We start from the raw sequence: 17,246 nt of genomic DNA, 5'->3' as shown, positions 1-17,246 counted from the left end.
TAGCCGGTTGCGCCACCCTGGGCAACAGATCTGCAGCGGGCAACATCAAGCCTCAGTGGCTCACGCCAGCGCGGCCAGCCTGGCCTTGGCCTGGTTGACGCCCTTCTCGTGGAAATCACCACTCATGTTCAGCCCTTCAGCGTGGATGAACTCCACGTCGTGAATGCCAATGAAGGCCATGGCCTGACGCAGGTACGGTTCCTGATGATCGCTGCCGGCACCGGCATGAATGCCGCCACGGGCAGTCAGAACGATGGCGCGCTTGCCTTGCAGCAAGCCCTGCGGTCCGGTCGGGGTGTACTTGAAAGTGATACCTGCGCGCAGCACATGGTCCAGCCAGGCCTTGAGGGTGCTGGGAATGGTGAAGTTGTACATTGGCGCCGCCATCACCAGCACGTCGGCGGCGAGCAGTTCGTCAGTCAGCTGGTTGGAGCGCTCGAAAGCCTCCTGCTCAGGCATGGACCGTTGCTCCGCAGGCTTCATCCAGCCGCCGAGCAGGTCGGCGTCAAGGTGCGGCAGCGGGTTGGCGGCAACGTCGCGCAGATTGATCTGGTCGCCAGGATGCGCCGCTTGCCACTGCTGGATGAAGTCGCGGGTCAGCTGGCGCGACACGGAATCTTGCTGGCGGGCGCTGCTTTCGATGATCAATACGTGGGACATGCTGCCTCCATTGGCATAAACGGGGTGCGATTCAATGGAGGCGAGATTAGAGGTTGACCTATCGATAAAAAAGCGTAAAAAGTAGAGCCAATCTATCGATTTATCCGTTTTATTGCGACTGACAGCTCAGCGCGATGCGCAGCTTGATGATCTGCCGGTTGAACTTCGCGGTCACGTCCACGCTTTTGTTTGCCGGCACCACGACGCGCCGCACGCGAGGCGCTTCCGGGCCGTTGCGAAAGCTGACCTTGCACGCCGCGGCCACTTCGCCGTAGTTGTTCACGGTAATGCTGCCGATGTCCTGATCAGTGTCATAGGCGGTGTAGTCGATCTTCACCCCGCTGATGTCCTTGGCCACATCGATCGGGTAAGCCATTGCGCTCAATGGCAGGCACAGCAAGACAGCCAGACAATATTTCTTCACAGGGCGCTCTCCTTGAAAGAGCGCAGCTTAGGACAACAGGAGCCGAAGATGAAAGCGCCGCGCGTAACCCTTGATCAGTGGCGAACCCTGCAGGCAGTGGTCGACCACGGCGGGTTTGCCCAGGCAGCCGACGCCCTGCACCGTTCGCAATCGTCGGTCAGCTATACCGTGGCGCGCATGCAGGAGCAACTCGGCGTGCCGCTGCTGCGCATCGACGGGCGCAAGGCCGTGCTGACCGAAGCCGGCAACGTGCTGCTGCGGCGCTCGCGGCACCTGGTCAAGCAGGCCAGTCAGCTGGAAGACCTGGCCCATCATATGGAACAAGGCTGGGAAGCCGAGGTGCGTCTGGTAGTCGATGCAGCGTACCCCAGCGCCCGCCTGGTGCGCGCACTGAGCGCGTTCATGCCGCAAAGCCGCGGCTGCCGCGTGCGCCTGCGCGAAGAGGTGTTGTCCGGGGTCGAAGAAGTGCTCCACGAAGGCATCGCCGACCTTGCCATCAGCAGCTTCAGCATCGGCGGTTACCTGGGCACCGAGCTGAGTTCGGTCGAGTTCATCGCCGTCGCCCACCCGGAACACAGCCTGCACCGACTGGGCCGCGAGATCACCTTCCAGGATCTGGAAAGCCAGTTGCAGGTGGTGATCCGCGACTCCGGCCGCGCTCAACCGAAAGATGTCGGCTGGCTCGGCGCCGAGCAGCGCTGGACAGTCGGTAGCCTGGGCACCGCCGCGACCTTTGTCGGCAGCGGTCTGGGCTTTGCCTGGCTGCCGCGGCACATGATCGAGCGCGAGCTGCGCGAGGGGCTGCTCAAGCCATTGCAACTGGATCAAGGTGGCAGTCGCCACCCACTGTTCTACCTTTACTCGAGCAAAGAGAAAGCCCTCGGCCCGGCCACGCAGATCCTCATCGATCTGCTGCGCAGCTTCGACACCGCGCCGCTGGATGTGCCTTTCGCCGCCCCTCCACAAGCCTGAGAAGCCCGCGCCCATGGCCTATTTCGAACATGAAGGCTGCACCCTGCACTACCAGCAATACGGTCAGGGCGAACCGCTGGTGCTGCTGCACGGCCTCGGTTCGAGCAGCCTCGACTGGGAGCTGCAGGTGCCGCTGCTGAGTCAGCACTACCGGGTGATCCTGCTCGACAGCCGCGGCCATGGCCGCTCGGATAAACCCGCCGACGGCTACCAGATCGCAACTTTCAGCGAAGACCTGCTGGCCCTGCTCGAACACCTGCAGACCGGCCCGGTGCACCTGGTTGGCTTATCAATGGGGGGCATGATCGGCTTTCAGTTCGCCGTCGATCACCCGCGCTGGTTGCGCAGCCTGTGCATCGTCAACAGTGCCCCGGAGGTCAAACGGCGCACCCGCAGCGATTGGGTCTGGTGGGCCAAGCGCTGGGCCCTGGCCCGCGCCCTGAGTGTCGAGACGGTGGGCAAGGGCCTGGCCGCGCGCCTGTTCCCCAAACCAGAGCAGGCTGACCTGCGGGAGAAGATGATCCAGCGCTGGGCGCGCAACGACAAGCGCGCCTACCTGAAGAGCTTCGACGCCATCGTCGACTGGGGCGTGGCGGAACGCATCGGCCAGATCCAGTGTCCGACACTGGTGATCGCCGCCGACCACGATTACACCCCGGTACAACTAAAACAGCGTTACGTCGAACGGATCCCGCACGCCAGGCTGGCGGTAATCGAAGATTCGCGGCACGCTACGCCGCTTGATCAAGCCGAGGTCTTCAACCAGACCCTGCTGCAGTTCCTCACTAGCGTTTCCACCTCTCAAGGATCTTTGAGCCCATGCTGAAAAAAATTCTGCTCGCTGCCTGTTCGGTTGCTTTTGCCACTAGCGTCCTGGCCTCGGACAAGACCCCGCACGTGCTGCTCGACACCAGCTTCGGTCCGGTCGAAATCGAGCTGAACGCCGAAAAAGCACCGATCAGCACCAAGAACTTCCTGCAGTACGTGGACAGCGGCTTCTACAACAACACCATCTTCCACCGGGTCATTCCGGGCTTCATGGTGCAGGGCGGTGGCTTCACCGAGCAGATGGTGCAGAAAGACACCAAAGACCCGATCAAGAACGAAGCCAGCAATGGCCTGCGCAACACCCGCGGCACTTTGTCGATGGCGCGCACGTCCAACCCTAACTCGGCCACCAGCCAGTTCTTCATCAACGTGAATGACAACGCCTTCCTCGACCCGGGCCGTGACGCTGGCTATGCAGTGTTCGGCAAGGTCACCAAGGGTATGGAAGTAGTCGATCAGATCGTCAATTCGCAGACCACCGTGAAAAAAGGCATGCGTGATGTACCGGCTGACCCGGTGTTCATCAAGTCCGCCAAACGCATCGACTGACCGCTGGTTTCACAGGGACGTGATACTGCCTGCGGTCGGGTAGAACAGGAGTTGCAATGCCCATGCTGTACCGCCGTTTCGAAAAGCTCATCGATATCTTCCGTGACGCCCCGAGCGAGGCTCCACCAACTACGGTGTGGGCCTTCTACCTGTACTACCTGCGTCAGGTCTGGCCGAGCTTCGTTGCCCTGCTGATCGTCGGCCTGGTCGCAGCGCTGATCGAAGTGGCGATGTTCGGCTACCTGAGCCGGATCATCGACCTCGCCCAGGGCACCCCGGACCCGAACTTCTTCAGCCTGCACGGCGCCGAGCTGCTGTGGATGCTGGTGGTGGTGCTGCTGATCAGACCGCTGTTCTTCGGCCTGCATGACCTGCTGGTGCACCAGACCATCAGCCCGGGCATGACCAGCATGATCCGCTGGCAAAACCACAACTACGTGCTCAAGCAGAGCATGAACTTCTTCCAGAACGACTTCGCCGGGCGCATCGCCCAGCGCATCATGCAGACCGGCAACTCGCTGCGCGACTCGGCGGTGCAGGCAGTGGATGCGCTGTGGCACGTGCTGATCTACGCGATCAGTGCGCTGGTGCTGTTCGCCGAAGCCGACTGGCGCCTGATGGTACCGCTGCTGGTGTGGATCGCCTGCTACATCGGCGCACTTTGCTACTTCGTGCCACGGGTCAAGGCGCGAGCGGTGGTGTCTTCGGATGCCCGCTCCAAGCTGATGGGGCGGATCGTCGACGGCTACACCAACATCACTACCCTCAAGCTGTTTGCCCATACCGACTACGAGCAGCAGTACGCCCGTGAAGCGATCAGCGAGCAGACCGAGAAAACCCAGCTGGCCTCGCGCGTGATCACCAGCATGGATGTGGTCATCACCACGCTCAACGGTTTGCTGGTAGTCACCACCACCGGCCTGGCGCTGTGGCTGTGGAGCAACTCGCTGATTACCGTGGGTGCCATTGCACTCGCGACCGGCCTGGCGATCCGCATCGTCAACATGTCGGGCTGGATCATGTGGGTGGTCAACGGCATCTTCGAGAACATCGGCATGGTCCAGGACGGCCTGCAGACCATTGCCCAGCCGGTCACGGTCACCGATCAGGCGCAGGCACCAGCGCTTGAAGTGACGCGCGGCGCGGTGCGCTTCGACAACGTTGGCTTCAACTATGGCAAGGGTCGCAGGGTCATCGATGGCCTGAACCTGGATATTCGTCCGGGTGAGAAGATCGGTCTGATCGGCCCGTCCGGCGCCGGCAAGTCGACTCTGGTCAACCTGCTGCTACGTCTGTACGACGTTGAAAGCGGGCGCATCCTGATCGACGGGCAGAACATCGCCGAGGTCAACCAGGCCAGCCTGCGCGCACAGATCGGCATGATCACCCAGGACACCTCCTTGCTGCACCGCTCGATCCGCGACAACCTGCTGTACGGCAGGCCCGACGCGACCGACGAGGAAGTCTGGGCCGCTGTGCGCGGGGCCAGGGCCGATGACTTCATCGGCCAGTTGTCCGACTCGCAGGGCCGCACTGGCTTCGATGCGCATGTGGGCGAGCGCGGGGTCAAGCTCTCGGGTGGCCAGCGCCAGCGCATCGCGATTGCCCGAGTACTGCTGAAGAACGCGCCGATCCTGATCATGGACGAAGCCACCTCGGCACTCGACTCAGAGGTGGAAGCGGCTATTCAGGAGAGCCTGGAGACGCTGATGCAGGGCAAGACGGTGATCGCCATTGCCCACCGACTGTCGACCATCGCGCGCATGGATCGACTGGTCGTACTTGACCAGGGCCATGTGGTCGAGACCGGCACCCACGCCGAACTGCTCGCCCATCAGGGCTTGTATGCACGCTTGTGGCACCACCAGACGGGCGGTTTCGTCGGGGTCGACTGACAGCCTTGTCGCGCCGGGCCTGCACAGGCTCGGCGTACACCTTGCTGACCCTTACTCCTGACGATAAGGCAGCATGCCCCGCGCCTCTTCGGCGTAAGCTCTGACGCCCTCCCCCTCCTGCTGCAAAAACTCCGCGACCGCCTCCCGCAAGCCTGGATGCAGCAGGTAATGCCACGAGCGAGTGATGACTGGCTCAAAGCCGCGAATCAGCTTGTGCTCGCCCTGCGCGCCAGCATCAAAACGTTGCAGCCCTTCAGCGATAGCGAAGTCCATGCCCTGATAAAAACAGGTCTCGAAGTGCAGCCGGTCGAACTCATCCAGGCAGCCCCAGTACCGCCCGAACAGGCTGTCGCCGCCGACCAGGCTCAAGGCCATGGCCACATCGCGGCCGGCCTGACGCGCGATCACCACGCGGATGGCCTCGGGCATGCGCTCGGCCAGCAGGCTGAAGAACTCACGGGTCAGATACGGCGCACGCCCGCGGATGGTGTAGGTGTTGGCGTAGCACAGGTAGACAAAGTCCCACTGCAGCTCGCTTAGCTGATCACCGCGGTACCACTGGAAGTCGATACCGTGGCCAACCACCTGCTCACGCTCCTTGCGCATCTGCTTGCGCTTGCGCGAGCTGAGCGTGTCGAGAAAGTCCTGGAAATCTCGATAGCCGCGGTTGCGCCAGTGAAACTGACAACCGAGGCGCTCCAGCCATCCCGGCAAGCCGGCGATGGTCTGGTCCAGCGCGGTGTCGGTGAAGTTGATATGCGCGCCGGACAGGCCGCCCTTGTTCAGGTACTCAGGCAAGGCCTGCAACAACAGCAAGCCGTCGGCTGAATCCTGCATCAGCACGCGTGGGCCACTGACCGGGCTGAACGGCACCGCGCCGAGCAGTTTGGGGTAGTAGGCGATACCGGCCCGGGCACAGGCATCCGCCCAGCCATGGTCGAACACATACTCGCCAAACGAATGCCACTTGCGATAGGCCGGCAACAGCGCGCGCACCTCGCCGTCGCGCTCCAGCACCAAGTGCTCGGCGGCCCAGCCGGTGGCCCGTACCACACTGCCGCTGTCTTCCATGGCACTGAGAAAGGCATGCCGCAAAAACGGCTGGCCAGCGGGCACCAGTGCATCCCAGCTAGCGGCTGGCAGGTCGCGGATGTGGGCAAGGCTGTACAAGCTGATCACGATATAAGCGCTCGTCGAGGTGGCCGCCAGTATCCGGCAAGGATGGCGCCACTGACAAATCCAGGCGGACTGTTTAACCGCAGTGCCACTAAATAGACATTATTCTGTCATTGCCCCCCGCAATACTTGCGCCTGTTTTCGAAACCGCGGCGACCTGTCTATTCAGGCGCTTTGCGCAGAATTGCCAACTCGGGGGTGGGCGTCCAAGCCTCCCCATATTGCTCAACACGGGAGAACTTTATGCGTCTTGTTTCTACACTAACTGGAGTGAGCCTGACCGGTCTGATGCTGGCTCTGAGTACTCCAGCCAGTGCTGCAGTCGACGCCAAGCTGCTCGAGATGCTCCGCGCCAATGGTTCGATCAACCAGGCACAGTACAACGAGCTGCAGGCCGACCTGTCTCAGGAAACCAAGGAAAAAGCCACGCAGAAAGCCCAGGCCGAACGCATGAGCTCCTTCGAACAGAAAGTCGCCTGGGCGGCCAAGACCCAGATCAAAGGTGATGTGCGCCTGCGTTACGAAGACGTCAACGTCGACGACCCGAACGCCTCCAGCGGCAACCAGGACCGTCAGCGCGTGCGTGCTCGCGTCGGCTTCTACAGCGAGATCAACCCACAGGTCGATGCAGGCGTGCGTATCGCCACCGGCAGCAGCGCCGACCGCCGTTCGACCAACCAGAGCCTGGATAACTACTTCGACAAGAAGTCGCTGTGGGTCGACCTGGCTTACCTCGACTGGCACCCGACTGCCCTGCCCGGCCTGCATTTGATCGGCGGCAAGATGGCTCAGCCGTGGGTGAGCATGGGCGACATCATCTGGGACAGCGACATCAACCCGGAAGGCGTGGCGGCTACCTACAAGACCGACCTGGGCGGCGCCGAGGTGTTTGCCAGTGCCGGTCAGTACACCCTCAAGGACAACGTCGACGGCGACGGTGTGCAGTACAAGCATGATGCGCAGGTCTACCACGGCCAGTTGGGTGCACGCTTCGCTCCGGCAGACACGCTCAAGGTCACCGTTGGCGCCAGCATCTACGGTTACGACAACGACAAGGAAGCGACCATCCTGCGCTCGTTCGGCAACACCACCAACGAGTTCAACCTCGTTGAAGGCTTTGGCCAGATCGACCTGACCGGCCTCGCGCTGCCACTCTCGGCCTATGGTCAGTACGTGAAGAACACCGACAGCACCGATGGCGAAGATCAGGCCTGGCTGGCGGGTCTGAAGACCAAGCTGGGCGCCTGGAGCCTGGATTACAACTACCGCGACGTGCAACGCAACGCTGTGGTCAGCCTGTTTACCGACTCTGACTTCGGCAACGGTTACACCGGTTCGCGTGGGCACAAGTTCAAGGTCGGTTACGAAATCGACAAGAACTTCTCGGTGGGCGCTGCTTACCTGATGGCCAAGACCGACCTGTCGCAGCTGCCGAACAGCAATGCCGATGTCGACACCCTGCAGGTGGATCTGGAAGCCAAGTTCTAACCGAGTAATCTGGGGCCGCTTTGCGGCCCTTTCCGACCGGTCCGGCGCCCCGGCAAGGCCGCTCCTACACCGCGGTCTCTTGTAGGAGCGGCCTTGCGTCGCGAAATGAGGGCGCAGCCCTCACCGGGGCCGCTACAGCCAAACACAATCCCAATGCGAATACTCACCAACTCTGCGCACGATCCCCGCGCGTATTGGGTTGCGAATGATGTACAGCGCGACAGCTTTGATATCCTCATCCAGGCGTAATGCCCGATCATGAAATCCTTGCGCCAGATATGCTGTCCAATGGCTCCCGTACGGTACAGAGCAACGCTGCTGCGGGATTTGAAGCTGCACATCAGGTTGGCGAGGGTTCCCGCTCCAAGCTCTACCAGCCAGTGCAAATGGCCGGGCATCAGTACCCAGGCCAGTGAGCGGCAGACACCCTCGTCCTGGATTTTGCGTAGTTGCTGGATGGCCGTTCTGGCGTAGATGAGATCAGTGAAAAGCGGCTGGCGATTTCGGGTGACGGTGGTGAGCAAATATGAGCGTCCGGGCTCGGATATTCGGCCACGGCGTAAGCTGTGGGCGTGGGGACTTTCCATGTCCTGCTCCTTTTGTGGGGTTCGGATACGGTAGTCGCGGTGGCGCTGAGGGATGTGTGATTAGGGTGTCCGGATGTTACGCCAGTGAGGGCTGCGCCCTCATTTCGCGACACAAGGCCGCTCCTACAGAGGACCGCGCATGACTGGCTAGCGCGGTCTCTTGTGGCGCGAAAGGGCTGCAAAGCAGCCTCGCTGTTAGATCACAGCTTGCGCAGGATCACGCTGCCAATCGAATACCCCGCCCCAAACGAACTCAGTACGCCCAACGCGCCCTTGGGCAGATCATCCTGATACAAATGCAGGGCAATCACCGAGCCCGCCGAGCTGGTATTGGCATACCGATCAAGAATCACCGGCGCATCCTCTTCAGCCACCTCGTGGCCGACCAGCTTCTTCACGATCAGATGGTTCATGCTCAGGTTGGCCTGATGCAGCCAGAACCTGCGCACGTCACTGGCCTGCAGATCGTTCTCGGCCAAATGCTGAGCAATCAGCTCGGCCACCATCGGGCACACTTCGCGGAACACCTTGCGGCCTTCCTGCACGAACAGCTTGTCGGCAGCACCCTCACCGTCTTCGGCAGTGCGGTTGAGGAAGCCAAAGTTGTTGCGGATGTTGTTGGAGAACTGGGTCAGCAACTTGCTGCTGACGATCTCGAACTGATGCGCCGAGGTCGCCAGGTCGGCACGCTCGATCAGCACAGCCGTAGCGCCGTCACCAAAGATGAAATGGCTGTCGCGATCACGGAAGTTCAGGTGCGCGGTGCACACCTCAGGGTTCACCATCAGCACCGCCCGCGCCTGCCCCAGCTGCACGCTGTTGGCGGCAGTCTGGATGCCGAAAGTCGCCGAGGAGCAGGCCACGTTCATGTCGAAGGCAAAGCCCTGGATGCCCAACGCAGCTTGCACTTCGATGGCGATGGCCGGGTATGGCCGCTGCAGGTTGGAGCAGGCGACGATCACGCCATCGACATCGGCCGCAGTGCGGCCAGCGCGTTGCAATGCCATCAGCGCCGCGCTCACGGCCATCTCGCAGAGGATCGACTGTTCTTCGTTGCTGCGCTCAGGCAGCAACGGCTTCATCCGCTGCGGGTCGAGGATGCCGGCCTTGTCCATGACGAAGCGGCTCTTGATGCCCGAAGCCTTTTCGATAAAGGCCGCATTGGATTCGGCCTGAGCCTCGACCTCGCCACGCTCGATGGCGTCGGCGTTGTCGGCATTGAATTGCTGCACCCAGGTGTTGAACGACTCCACCAGTTCTTCATTGGAAATGCTCTGGGCCGGAGTAAACAGGCCGGTGCCGCTGATCACGACGTTATGCACGATCGTTCCTCTGGTCGAAGGCCATCACGCTGGGGCGTTGGCCGAAATAGGGTTTGGCTAATGGCACCTTGGTACCAAGTTGAACCTGTAATTGTCTGCCTTGAAACGGCCGAAGGCTGTGCCTTCGAACGTTGCGCCTGGCCACACCTGCATCGGCGTATTGCTGCCCATGCCGGCCTGGCCAGGTCTCGCTGAAACCTGCAGCGAGTTTGCCACAACTTCAGCAATTTAGCCTTCTACCTGGCTCCACTGCTTGCTCAGGCGCTTGTCCGAAACCGCAACCTTGGTCCCCAACTGCTGGGCGAATAACGACACCCGGTACTCTTCCAGCAACCAGCGATACAGCACCAACTGCTCATCGCGCTTGCCTTCCTGGGCGTGCTTGTCGGCGCGGGTTTTGTACTGCGCCCAGAGGTTGGCCAGTTCGCCACTCCAGACCCGGTCCTTCTGCACCTGGCTGCCCAGCTTTTCCAGGCGCAGCTCGATCGCCTTCAGGTAACGCGGCAGCTCTTTGAGCCACTGCGCCGGTGTCTCTCGAATAAACCCTGGATAGACCAGGTTGGCCAACTGCTGCTTGATGTCGTTCAGCGACACCGCCTGACTCAGGTCGATCTTGCCCTTGAAGCGCTTTTGCAGGCCATGCCACAGCTTGAGAATCTCCAGGCTCAGGCGCGCCAGCCGCTCGGCATGCTCCGCCCAGCTGCCACGCTTGCGCTCGGCCAGCGACGCCAGTCCGGCGCCATCGCGTGGCAACTGCGCCTCGCCGTCGAGGATGCAGCTGTCGAGGCTGGCCAGGAGAATATCCTCGACCAGTCCCTCGACCCGGCCCATGTCGCGGTACAGCAAGCCCAGCTCGGTCAGCCCCGGCAACTTGCTGCGCAGGAACTTGGCCGGCTCTGCCAACTGCTGCAGGAGCAACCGCTGCAACGCCCGGCGGTGCTGGAACTCGGCCTCGGCATGGGTCGAAAAACGCCCTTCACGGACCGCGCCCTTGTCCTCGACCAGCGCCGGATACACCGTCATCGACAACCCGGCGATCTTCTGCTGGGCGGTCTCGGCTACCGGGGTAAAGGCCTTGGCCTGTACCGGCTGGTCGGATTTTTCGGTACGCGGCATGGCCAACGCCGCCTGGCTGGCGGCAACAAAGCGTGCAGTCAGTTCGGCCAGATCACGGCCCTCGCCGAGGAACTTGCCCTCGCCGTCGACCACTTCGATGTTCATCCGCAGATGGCTCTCGACCAGCTCGACGGCTTCGGCCCAGGCTTCGTCCGAGACGCGCGCACCGGTCATGCGCAGCAACTCCTGGCCAAGGGCCTGAGGCAGGCTGCCCTGGCCGAAGGTCATGCGCGAAAGCGCCGCTTTGACGAAGTCCGGCACCGGCACGAAGTTCTTGCGCAGCGCCTTGGGCAGGCTGCGCACCAGTGCAATGCACTTGGCTTCGAGCAGGCCCGGCACCAGCCACTCCAGACGCTCGCCCGGCAGGCTCGGCAACAGCGGCGCCGGCACCCGCACGGTGACGCCGTCGCGCGGATGATTGGGCTCGAAGTGATAGCTCAGCGACAGGCTCAGATCACCGATCTTCAAGGTGTCCGGATACTGCGCGGCAGTGACTTCGCTAGCCTCGCGAGCGAGCACATCCTCTTCGCGCATGATCAGCAGGTTGGCGTCCTTCTGGCTGGTCATGCGGTACCAGGCATCGAAGGTCGCGGTCTGGTGAATCTCTGCCGGCAGGCGTGCTTCGTAGAAACCGTAGAGGGTTTCTTCATCGGCTAGAATATCCCGGCGGCGGGCCTTGGCCTCGAGTTCGTCGAGCTGCTCAAGCAGGCGCTTGTTGGCCGTCAGGCATTTGGCCCGCGACTGGATTTCGCCGCCAACCAGTCCTTCGCGGATAAACAGCTCACGCGAAACCACCGGATCGATCGGGCCGTAATGCACCGGGCGGCGACCGACCAGAATCAGCCCATAGAGGGTGATCTGCTCGAAGGCGACCACCTGGCCACGCTTCTTCTCCCAGTGCGGCTCGAAGTGGTTCTTCTTGATCAGGTGGCCGGCCAACGGCTCGATCCAGTCCGGTTCGATCTTGGCGACCATGCGCGCATACAGCTTGGTGGTTTCGACCAGCTCGGCGGCCATCACCCACTGCGGGCGCTTGCGACCGATGCCGGACGATGGATGAATCCAGAAGCGCCGCTGCCGCGCACCGAGGTAATCGCCCTCTTCGGTCTTCTGCCCGATCTGGCTGAGCAGGCCACTGAGGATTGCCTTGTGCATGCGCTGATAATCGACCGGCTCTTTGTTCACGGTCAGTTGCAGGTCACGGCAGATCAACGCCAGTTGCCGATGAGCATCACGCCACTCGCGCAGGCGCAGGTAGTTGAGGAAGTTCTTGCGGCACCAGTTGCGCAGCGGGTTGGCGGTCAGGGCCAGGCGCTGCTCTTCGAAACCGCGCCACAAATTCACCAGCCCGGCGAAGTCGGAGTCGACGTCCTTCCATTGCGCATGGGCCTGATCGGCCGCCTGCTGACGCTCGGGTGGACGTTCACGCGGGTCCTGCACCGACAGCGCACTGGTGACGATCAGTACTTCCTGCAGGCTGCCCAGGCGCGCGCCTTCAAGCAACATGCGCCCCAGCCGTGGGTCGATCGGCAGGCGTGCCAGCTGCCGTCCGAGCGGAGTCAGCTGGTTCTCGCGGTTGACCGCCGACAGCTCTTGCAAGAGGTTGAAGCCGTCGCTGATGGCCTTGCCATCCGGTGGTTCGATGAACGGGAAGGCATCGATATCGCCCAGGCGCAGATGCAACATCTGCAGGATCACTGCGGCGAGGTTGGTACGCAGGATCTCCGGGTCGGTAAACGCCGGCCGGCCATTGAAGTCATCTTCGCTGTACAAGCGAATGCAGATGCCCGGCTCGACCCGGCCGCAGCGGCCCTTGCGCTGGTTGGCACTGGCCTGCGACACCGCCTCGATCGGCAGGCGCTGGACCTTGGCCCGGTAGCTGTAGCGGCTGATGCGCGCGGTGCCGCTGTCGATCACGTAGCGGATGCCCGGCACGGTCAGCGAGGTCTCGGCGACGTTGGTCGCCAGTACCACGCGACGGCCCGGGTGCGACTGGAAGATCTTCTGCTGCTCAGCCGGCGACAGCCGGGCATACAGCGGCAGGATTTCGGTGTGGCGCAATTGCGCCTTGCGCAGCATTTCGGCGGCATCGCGGATCTCCCGCTCGCCCGGCAGAAACACCAGCACGTCTCCCGGCCCCTTGCCGGCACTGCGCTCGTGCGCAGCGATCTCGTCGAGGGTGGCCAGAATCGCCTGATCGACGCTGAGGTCTTCTTCGACCTGGTTGCCTTCCTCGTCATGCTCGCTGGTCAGCGGCCGGTACCAGGTGTCGACCGGATAGGTCCGGCCAGACACCTCGATGATCGGCGCATCGTCGAAATGCTTGGAGAAGCGCTCCAGGTCGATGGTCGCCGAGGTGATGATCAGCTTCAGCTCGGGCCGACGGTGCAGCAAGGTCTTCAGGTAGCCGAGCAGGAAGTCGATGTTCAGGCTGCGTTCGTGGGCTTCGTCGACGATGATCGTGTCGTAGCGCTCAAGAAAGCGGTCATGCTGGGTTTCAGCCAGCAAGATGCCGTCGGTCATCAGCTTGACCAAGGTGTTGGCATCGCTCTGATCTTCAAAGCGCACCTGATAGCCAACCAATGCTCCCAGCGGCGTGCCGAGCTCTTCGGCCACCCGCGCGGCCACGCTGCGTGCAGCGATCCGCCGCGGCTGAGTGTGGGCGATCTGGCCGTGGCTGCCGCGGCCCAGTTCCAGGCAGATTTTCGGCAGCTGGGTGGTTTTGCCAGAGCCGGTTTCGCCGGCGATGATCAGCACCTGATGTTCGCTCAGGGCTTTTTTGATCTCGTCACGCTTGGCCGCAATCGGCAGGCTGTCGTCGTAGCGGATACTCGGCACACTCGCCTGGCGCGCGCTGACTTTGTCGAACGAGGCTTGCACCTTGTCTGCCCACAAGGCCAGCTTGGCCTCGTCCGGGCGCTTGCGCAGCTCGTGCAGTTGCCGACGCAGACGATGACGGTCGGCGATCATGGCGTGGTCGAGATTGTTCAGCAGCTGGTCGATGGCGTTATCAGTCATGGGGCTTTTTAATGATGCAGGTGAGCCTGCTGGTACATGATTGGCATTCGAAGAGGGGCGATTGTCGCAGATTTGCCGAATCTTTGCTTTCAGCGCCGGGCGCGGGTTGCGTGAACTTCAGCGAGCATGGCTGGCGCGAATGTTTAGCCAGCAGCTAACTTAAGGTAGCCATTCGCTGATTTAATCAACCTTACAGCCCATGGGAGTATCAACCCATGAGCGTCCCCACCCGCACCGCACGCCCGCCGTCCCGCCCTTCGCTGCCGAAGGCCCGGGCCTGTGTCGGCGAAAATCCACTGGTGCACATCATCCTCGCCTTCTGGGCCCTGTGGCACTGCCGCCACGCTCGCCCGCCCGATCTTTCGCCCGCGTTGCACTGACCAGACCCGGCGTCTCTGCGCCGGTTTACCGAGTCCGGCCTGGCGCCCATTGCGCGCAGGTCCGTGCGCCTCAGCAATGAGCCGCGAGCGAATCCACCATGCACTTTGCTCCCCTTGAGCAGGCCGAACAGTTTCTGGCCAACAACCCTGATATCGACCTGATCGAGCTGTTCATCCTCGATGCCAACGGTGTGCCCCGCGGCAAGCTGCTGCACCGTGACGAGCTGCTGGCGGTTTACCAAAGCGGCAGGCCGCTGCCGAGCACCATTCTTGGCTTGACCATCAATGGCGACGACGTGGAAAACTCCGGCCTGGTGTGGGACGTCGGCGATATCGACTGCCGCGCTTATCCCCTGCAAGGCAGTCTGGTGCGCCTGCCGTGGCGGCGGGTGCCAACCGCGGCGGTGCAAGTCAGCATGCACCCGCGTGAAGGCCTGCCAGCCAGTGTTGCCGACCCACGTCACGTCCTGCTGCGCACCATCGAAGCGCTCAAGGCCGACGGCTACCACCCGGTGATGGCCTGCGAACTGGAGTTCTACCTGCTCGACCAGCAGCGCGACGCCCACGGCCGGCCGCAGCCCGCGCTGGACAACGACGGCGGCCGCCCGCGCGCCACCCAAGTGTATGGCCTGCGCGAACTGGAGCAGATCGAGCCGTTTCTGGCTGACCTGTACGCCGCCTGCAAAGCCCAGGGCATCCCTGCGCGCACGGCGATTTCCGAGTACGCCGCAGGCCAGGTCGAGATCACTCTGGAACACGGCGACGCCCTGGCGGCGATGGACCAGGCCGTGCGCTACAAGCGCCTGGTCAAAGGCATTGCCCATGCCCACGGCATGCAGGCGTGCTTCATGGCCAAGCCGTTCGCCGACCTGGCCGGCACCGGCATGCACATGCACCTGAGCCTGGCCGACGCCGAGGGTCACAATCTGTTTGCCAGTGAAGATCCGGCCGGCACGCCGCTGCTGCGCCAGGCAGTCGCCGGTATGCTCCGGCATCTGCATGAATCACTGTTGCTGTTTTGCCCCAACGCCAACTCGTTCCGCCGCTTCCAGGCCAACAGCTACGCGCCGCTGGCGCCGACCTGGGGCGTCGACAACCGCACCGTGAGCCTGCGCGTGCCCGGCGGCCCGGCCAACAGCCGGCACATCGAACACCGCATCTGCGGCGCCGACGCCAACCCGTATCTGGCGGCTGCGGCGATTCTCGCCGCCACCCATCAGGGCCTGCGCGAACAGCTCGACCCCGGCGCGCCGGTGACGGGCAACGGTTATGCCCAGGCCACCGAACACCTGCCCACCGACTGGCTGACCGTGCTCGCTGCACTGGAGCAGTCGACCTGGGCCAAAGAGGCTCTCGGCGAGGATTTTCTCGGGGTATACCTCAAGGTCAAGCGCGCCGAGTACCGCCAGTTCATGGCCGAAGTCGGCGAGCAGGACTGGCGCTGGTACCTGCACCAGGCCTGAGCCCTACCCTTTTCATCTCAAGGAATTCGCATGAACGCAGCACTGAACAAGGGTTCGGCCCAGCGCGCGCCGTCCTACTACAGCGCCACTGTCAACGATCACAGCCAGTACCCCACGTTGCAGGGTACGCACCAGGTCGATGTGGCGATCATCGGCGGCGGTTTCACCGGCGTAGCCACGGCGGTCGAGCTGGCCGAACGTGGGCTCAAGGTGGCCATTGTCGAAACCAATCGCATCGGTTGGGGCGCCAGCGGGCGCAACGGCGGCCAGGTGACGGGCAGCCTGTCCGGCGACGAGGCGATGCGCCAGCAGATGAGCGCGCGCCTCGGCAGCGAGGTCGATGACTTCATCTGGCAACTGCGCTGGCGCGGCCACGAGATCATCGAGCAACGGGTGCAACGCTACGGCATCGAGTGCGACCTCAAGCGCGGCCACCTGCACACCGCGATGAAGCCATCGCACATGGCCGAGCTGCAGAGTTTTCAGGCCGAGGCCCAACGCCGTGGCATGGGTGATCAGCTTGAGTTGCTCGATCGCGACGGGGTTGCCCGCCACCTGCAGAGCCCGCTGTACCTGGGCGGCCTGAAGAACATGCGCAACCTGCACCTGCACCCGCTCAACCTGTGCCTGGGCGAAGCGCGCGCGGCACACGCGATGGGCGCCCTGATTTTCGAGAATTCCGAGGTACTCGACATCGTTCACGGCCCTCGCCCGGCGGTGGTCACCGCCCAGGGCCGGATCGAGGCGCGTCAGGTGATGCTCGCCGGCGATGTCTATCACAAGCTGGAAAAGCGCCAGCTAAAGGGCAAGATCTTCCCGGCGATGGGCGGCATCGTCACCACCGCGCCACTGGGCGAACTGGCCGAGCAGATCAACCCGGAGGATCTGGCGGTGTACGACTGCCGCTTCGTCCTCGACTACTACCGCCTGACCGCCGACAAGCGCTTGCTGTTCGGCGGTGGCGCCAACTACTCCGGCAAGGATTCACGGGATATCGCCGGCGAGCTGCGGCCGTGCATCGAGCGCACCTTCCCCGCTCTCAAAGGCGTGCCGATCGAGTTCCAGTGGAGCTGCGCGATGGGCATCGTGGTCAACCGCATTCCGCAGTTGGGCAAACTCTCGGACAACGTCTGGTACTGCCAGGGTTATTCCGGCCACGGCGTTGCCACCAGCCACATCATGGGTGAAATCATGGCTGAGGCGGTGACCGGAACGTTGGAGAAGTTCGATACCTTTGCCGGCTGCAAGCACGTCAAGGTGCCAATGGGCGACCTGCTCGGCAATCCGCTGCTGGCGGCGGGGATGTGGTACTACCAGATGCTGGAAAAACTGCGCTGACAGCTGCAGCGGCGACTGCGCGGGCATGAG

At 62.8% G+C, this 17,246-nt stretch carries 12 protein-coding genes and 1 pseudogene; 7 read left to right on the top strand and 6 right to left on the bottom strand.

Annotated elements, in window-relative coordinates:
* Positions 1 to 60: 60 nt before the first annotated feature.
* Together IDM28_RS06510 and IDM28_RS06505 are read right to left on the bottom strand one after the other, a co-directional pair.
* Entirely contained in the window at positions 61 to 660 is a 600-nt protein-coding gene (locus IDM28_RS06510; protein ID WP_101317585.1) for an FMN-dependent NADH-azoreductase, read from the bottom strand.
* A gap of 109 nt (positions 661 to 769) precedes the next feature.
* Positions 770 to 1,084 (bottom strand): 3-phosphoglycerate kinase, encoded by a 315-nt coding sequence (locus tag IDM28_RS06505; RefSeq protein WP_188035582.1) that lies wholly within the window; start codon positions 1,082 to 1,084, stop codon positions 770 to 772.
* 48 nt (positions 1,085 to 1,132) lie between these two features.
* Between IDM28_RS06505 and IDM28_RS06500 the strand changes: the two genes are divergently transcribed.
* The 4 genes from IDM28_RS06500 to IDM28_RS06485 all read left to right on the top strand — a co-directional run bounded on the left by IDM28_RS06500 (position 1,133) and on the right by IDM28_RS06485 (position 5,328).
* Entirely contained in the window at positions 1,133 to 2,056 is a 924-nt protein-coding gene (locus IDM28_RS06500; protein ID WP_103436513.1) for a LysR family transcriptional regulator, read from the top strand.
* A 13-nt stretch (positions 2,057 to 2,069) separates the two neighbouring features.
* Positions 2,070 to 2,882, top strand: coding sequence for an alpha/beta fold hydrolase (locus IDM28_RS06495; RefSeq protein WP_150571512.1), 813 nt, complete (start codon positions 2,070 to 2,072; stop codon positions 2,880 to 2,882).
* Positions 2,876 to 3,433, top strand: a complete 558-nt coding sequence (locus IDM28_RS06490) for a peptidylprolyl isomerase (protein WP_101317577.1) — start codon at positions 2,876 to 2,878, stop codon at positions 3,431 to 3,433. Before IDM28_RS06495 ends, IDM28_RS06490 begins: the two co-directional genes overlap by 7 nt.
* A 62-nt stretch (positions 3,434 to 3,495) precedes the next feature.
* On the top strand, positions 3,496 to 5,328 hold the full coding sequence (locus IDM28_RS06485) for an ABC transporter ATP-binding protein (RefSeq protein WP_150571519.1): 1,833 nt from the start codon (positions 3,496 to 3,498) through the stop codon (positions 5,326 to 5,328).
* Between the two features lie 51 nt (positions 5,329 to 5,379).
* Here the strand turns inward: IDM28_RS06485 and IDM28_RS06480 are convergent, their stop codons facing one another.
* On the bottom strand, positions 5,380 to 6,507 hold the full coding sequence (locus tag IDM28_RS06480; RefSeq protein ID WP_150571511.1) for a GNAT family N-acetyltransferase: 1,128 nt from the start codon (positions 6,505 to 6,507) through the stop codon (positions 5,380 to 5,382).
* A gap of 240 nt (positions 6,508 to 6,747) precedes the next feature.
* On the opposite strand from IDM28_RS06480, the gene IDM28_RS06475 reads away from it, so the two are divergent.
* Positions 6,748 to 7,992 (top strand): putative porin, encoded by a 1,245-nt coding sequence (locus IDM28_RS06475; protein ID WP_103436510.1) that lies wholly within the window; start codon positions 6,748 to 6,750, stop codon positions 7,990 to 7,992.
* A gap of 132 nt (positions 7,993 to 8,124) precedes the next feature.
* Here the strand turns inward: IDM28_RS06475 and IDM28_RS06470 are convergent.
* The 3 genes and pseudogenes from IDM28_RS06470 to hrpA form a co-directional block, all read right to left on the bottom strand.
* Positions 8,125 to 8,579, bottom strand: a pseudogene (locus IDM28_RS06470) (REP-associated tyrosine transposase).
* 200 nt (positions 8,580 to 8,779) lie between these two features.
* Positions 8,780 to 9,901 carry a beta-ketoacyl-ACP synthase III gene (locus tag IDM28_RS06465; RefSeq protein WP_101317571.1) on the bottom strand — a complete coding sequence of 374 codons (1,122 nt, stop codon included), beginning with the start codon at positions 9,899 to 9,901 and terminating at the stop codon, positions 8,780 to 8,782.
* 228 nt (positions 9,902 to 10,129) lie between these two features.
* Complete coding sequence (gene hrpA, locus IDM28_RS06460; RefSeq protein WP_188035581.1) at positions 10,130 to 14,035, bottom strand: ATP-dependent RNA helicase HrpA; 3,906 nt, start codon at positions 14,033 to 14,035, stop codon at positions 10,130 to 10,132.
* 478 nt (positions 14,036 to 14,513) lie between these two features.
* Here hrpA and IDM28_RS06455 point away from each other — a divergent pair, with 478 nt between their 5' ends.
* Positions 14,514 to 15,878, top strand: coding sequence for a glutamine synthetase family protein (locus tag IDM28_RS06455; protein ID WP_101317567.1), 1,365 nt, complete (start codon positions 14,514 to 14,516; stop codon positions 15,876 to 15,878).
* Positions 15,879 to 15,908: 30 nt separating this feature from the next.
* Positions 15,909 to 17,216, top strand: a complete 1,308-nt coding sequence (locus IDM28_RS06450) for an NAD(P)/FAD-dependent oxidoreductase (protein ID WP_101317565.1) — start codon at positions 15,909 to 15,911, stop codon at positions 17,214 to 17,216.
* Positions 17,217 to 17,246: the final 30 nt, after the last annotated feature.

The sequence above is a fragment of the Pseudomonas sp. EZ-C24 genome, from assembly GCF_014525325.1.
Classification (GTDB): Bacteria; Pseudomonadota; Gammaproteobacteria; order Pseudomonadales; family Pseudomonadaceae; genus Aquipseudomonas; species Aquipseudomonas shirazensis.
The sequence above is the reverse complement of the archived record's forward strand: the minus strand, read 5'-3'. Positions and strand labels throughout refer to the sequence as shown.

Bases quoted from the DNA above. Each gene is read 5' to 3' on its own strand.
- IDM28_RS06510 (WP_101317585.1), bottom strand. From the start codon at position 660: ATGTCCCACGTATTGATCATCGAAAGCAGCGCCCGCCAGCAAGATTCC.
- IDM28_RS06500 (WP_103436513.1), top strand. From the start codon at position 1,133: ATGAAAGCGCCGCGCGTAACCCTTGATCAGTGGCGAACCCTGCAGGCA.
- IDM28_RS06495 (WP_150571512.1), top strand. From the start codon at position 2,070: ATGGCCTATTTCGAACATGAAGGCTGCACCCTGCACTACCAGCAATAC.
- IDM28_RS06490 (WP_101317577.1), top strand. From the start codon at position 2,876: ATGCTGAAAAAAATTCTGCTCGCTGCCTGTTCGGTTGCTTTTGCCACT.
- IDM28_RS06485 (WP_150571519.1), top strand. From the start codon at position 3,496: ATGCTGTACCGCCGTTTCGAAAAGCTCATCGATATCTTCCGTGACGCC.
- IDM28_RS06475 (WP_103436510.1), top strand. From the start codon at position 6,748: ATGCGTCTTGTTTCTACACTAACTGGAGTGAGCCTGACCGGTCTGATG.
- hrpA (WP_188035581.1), bottom strand. From the start codon at position 14,035: ATGACTGATAACGCCATCGACCAGCTGCTGAACAATCTCGACCACGCC.
- IDM28_RS06455 (WP_101317567.1), top strand. From the start codon at position 14,514: ATGCACTTTGCTCCCCTTGAGCAGGCCGAACAGTTTCTGGCCAACAAC.
- IDM28_RS06450 (WP_101317565.1), top strand. From the start codon at position 15,909: ATGAACGCAGCACTGAACAAGGGTTCGGCCCAGCGCGCGCCGTCCTAC.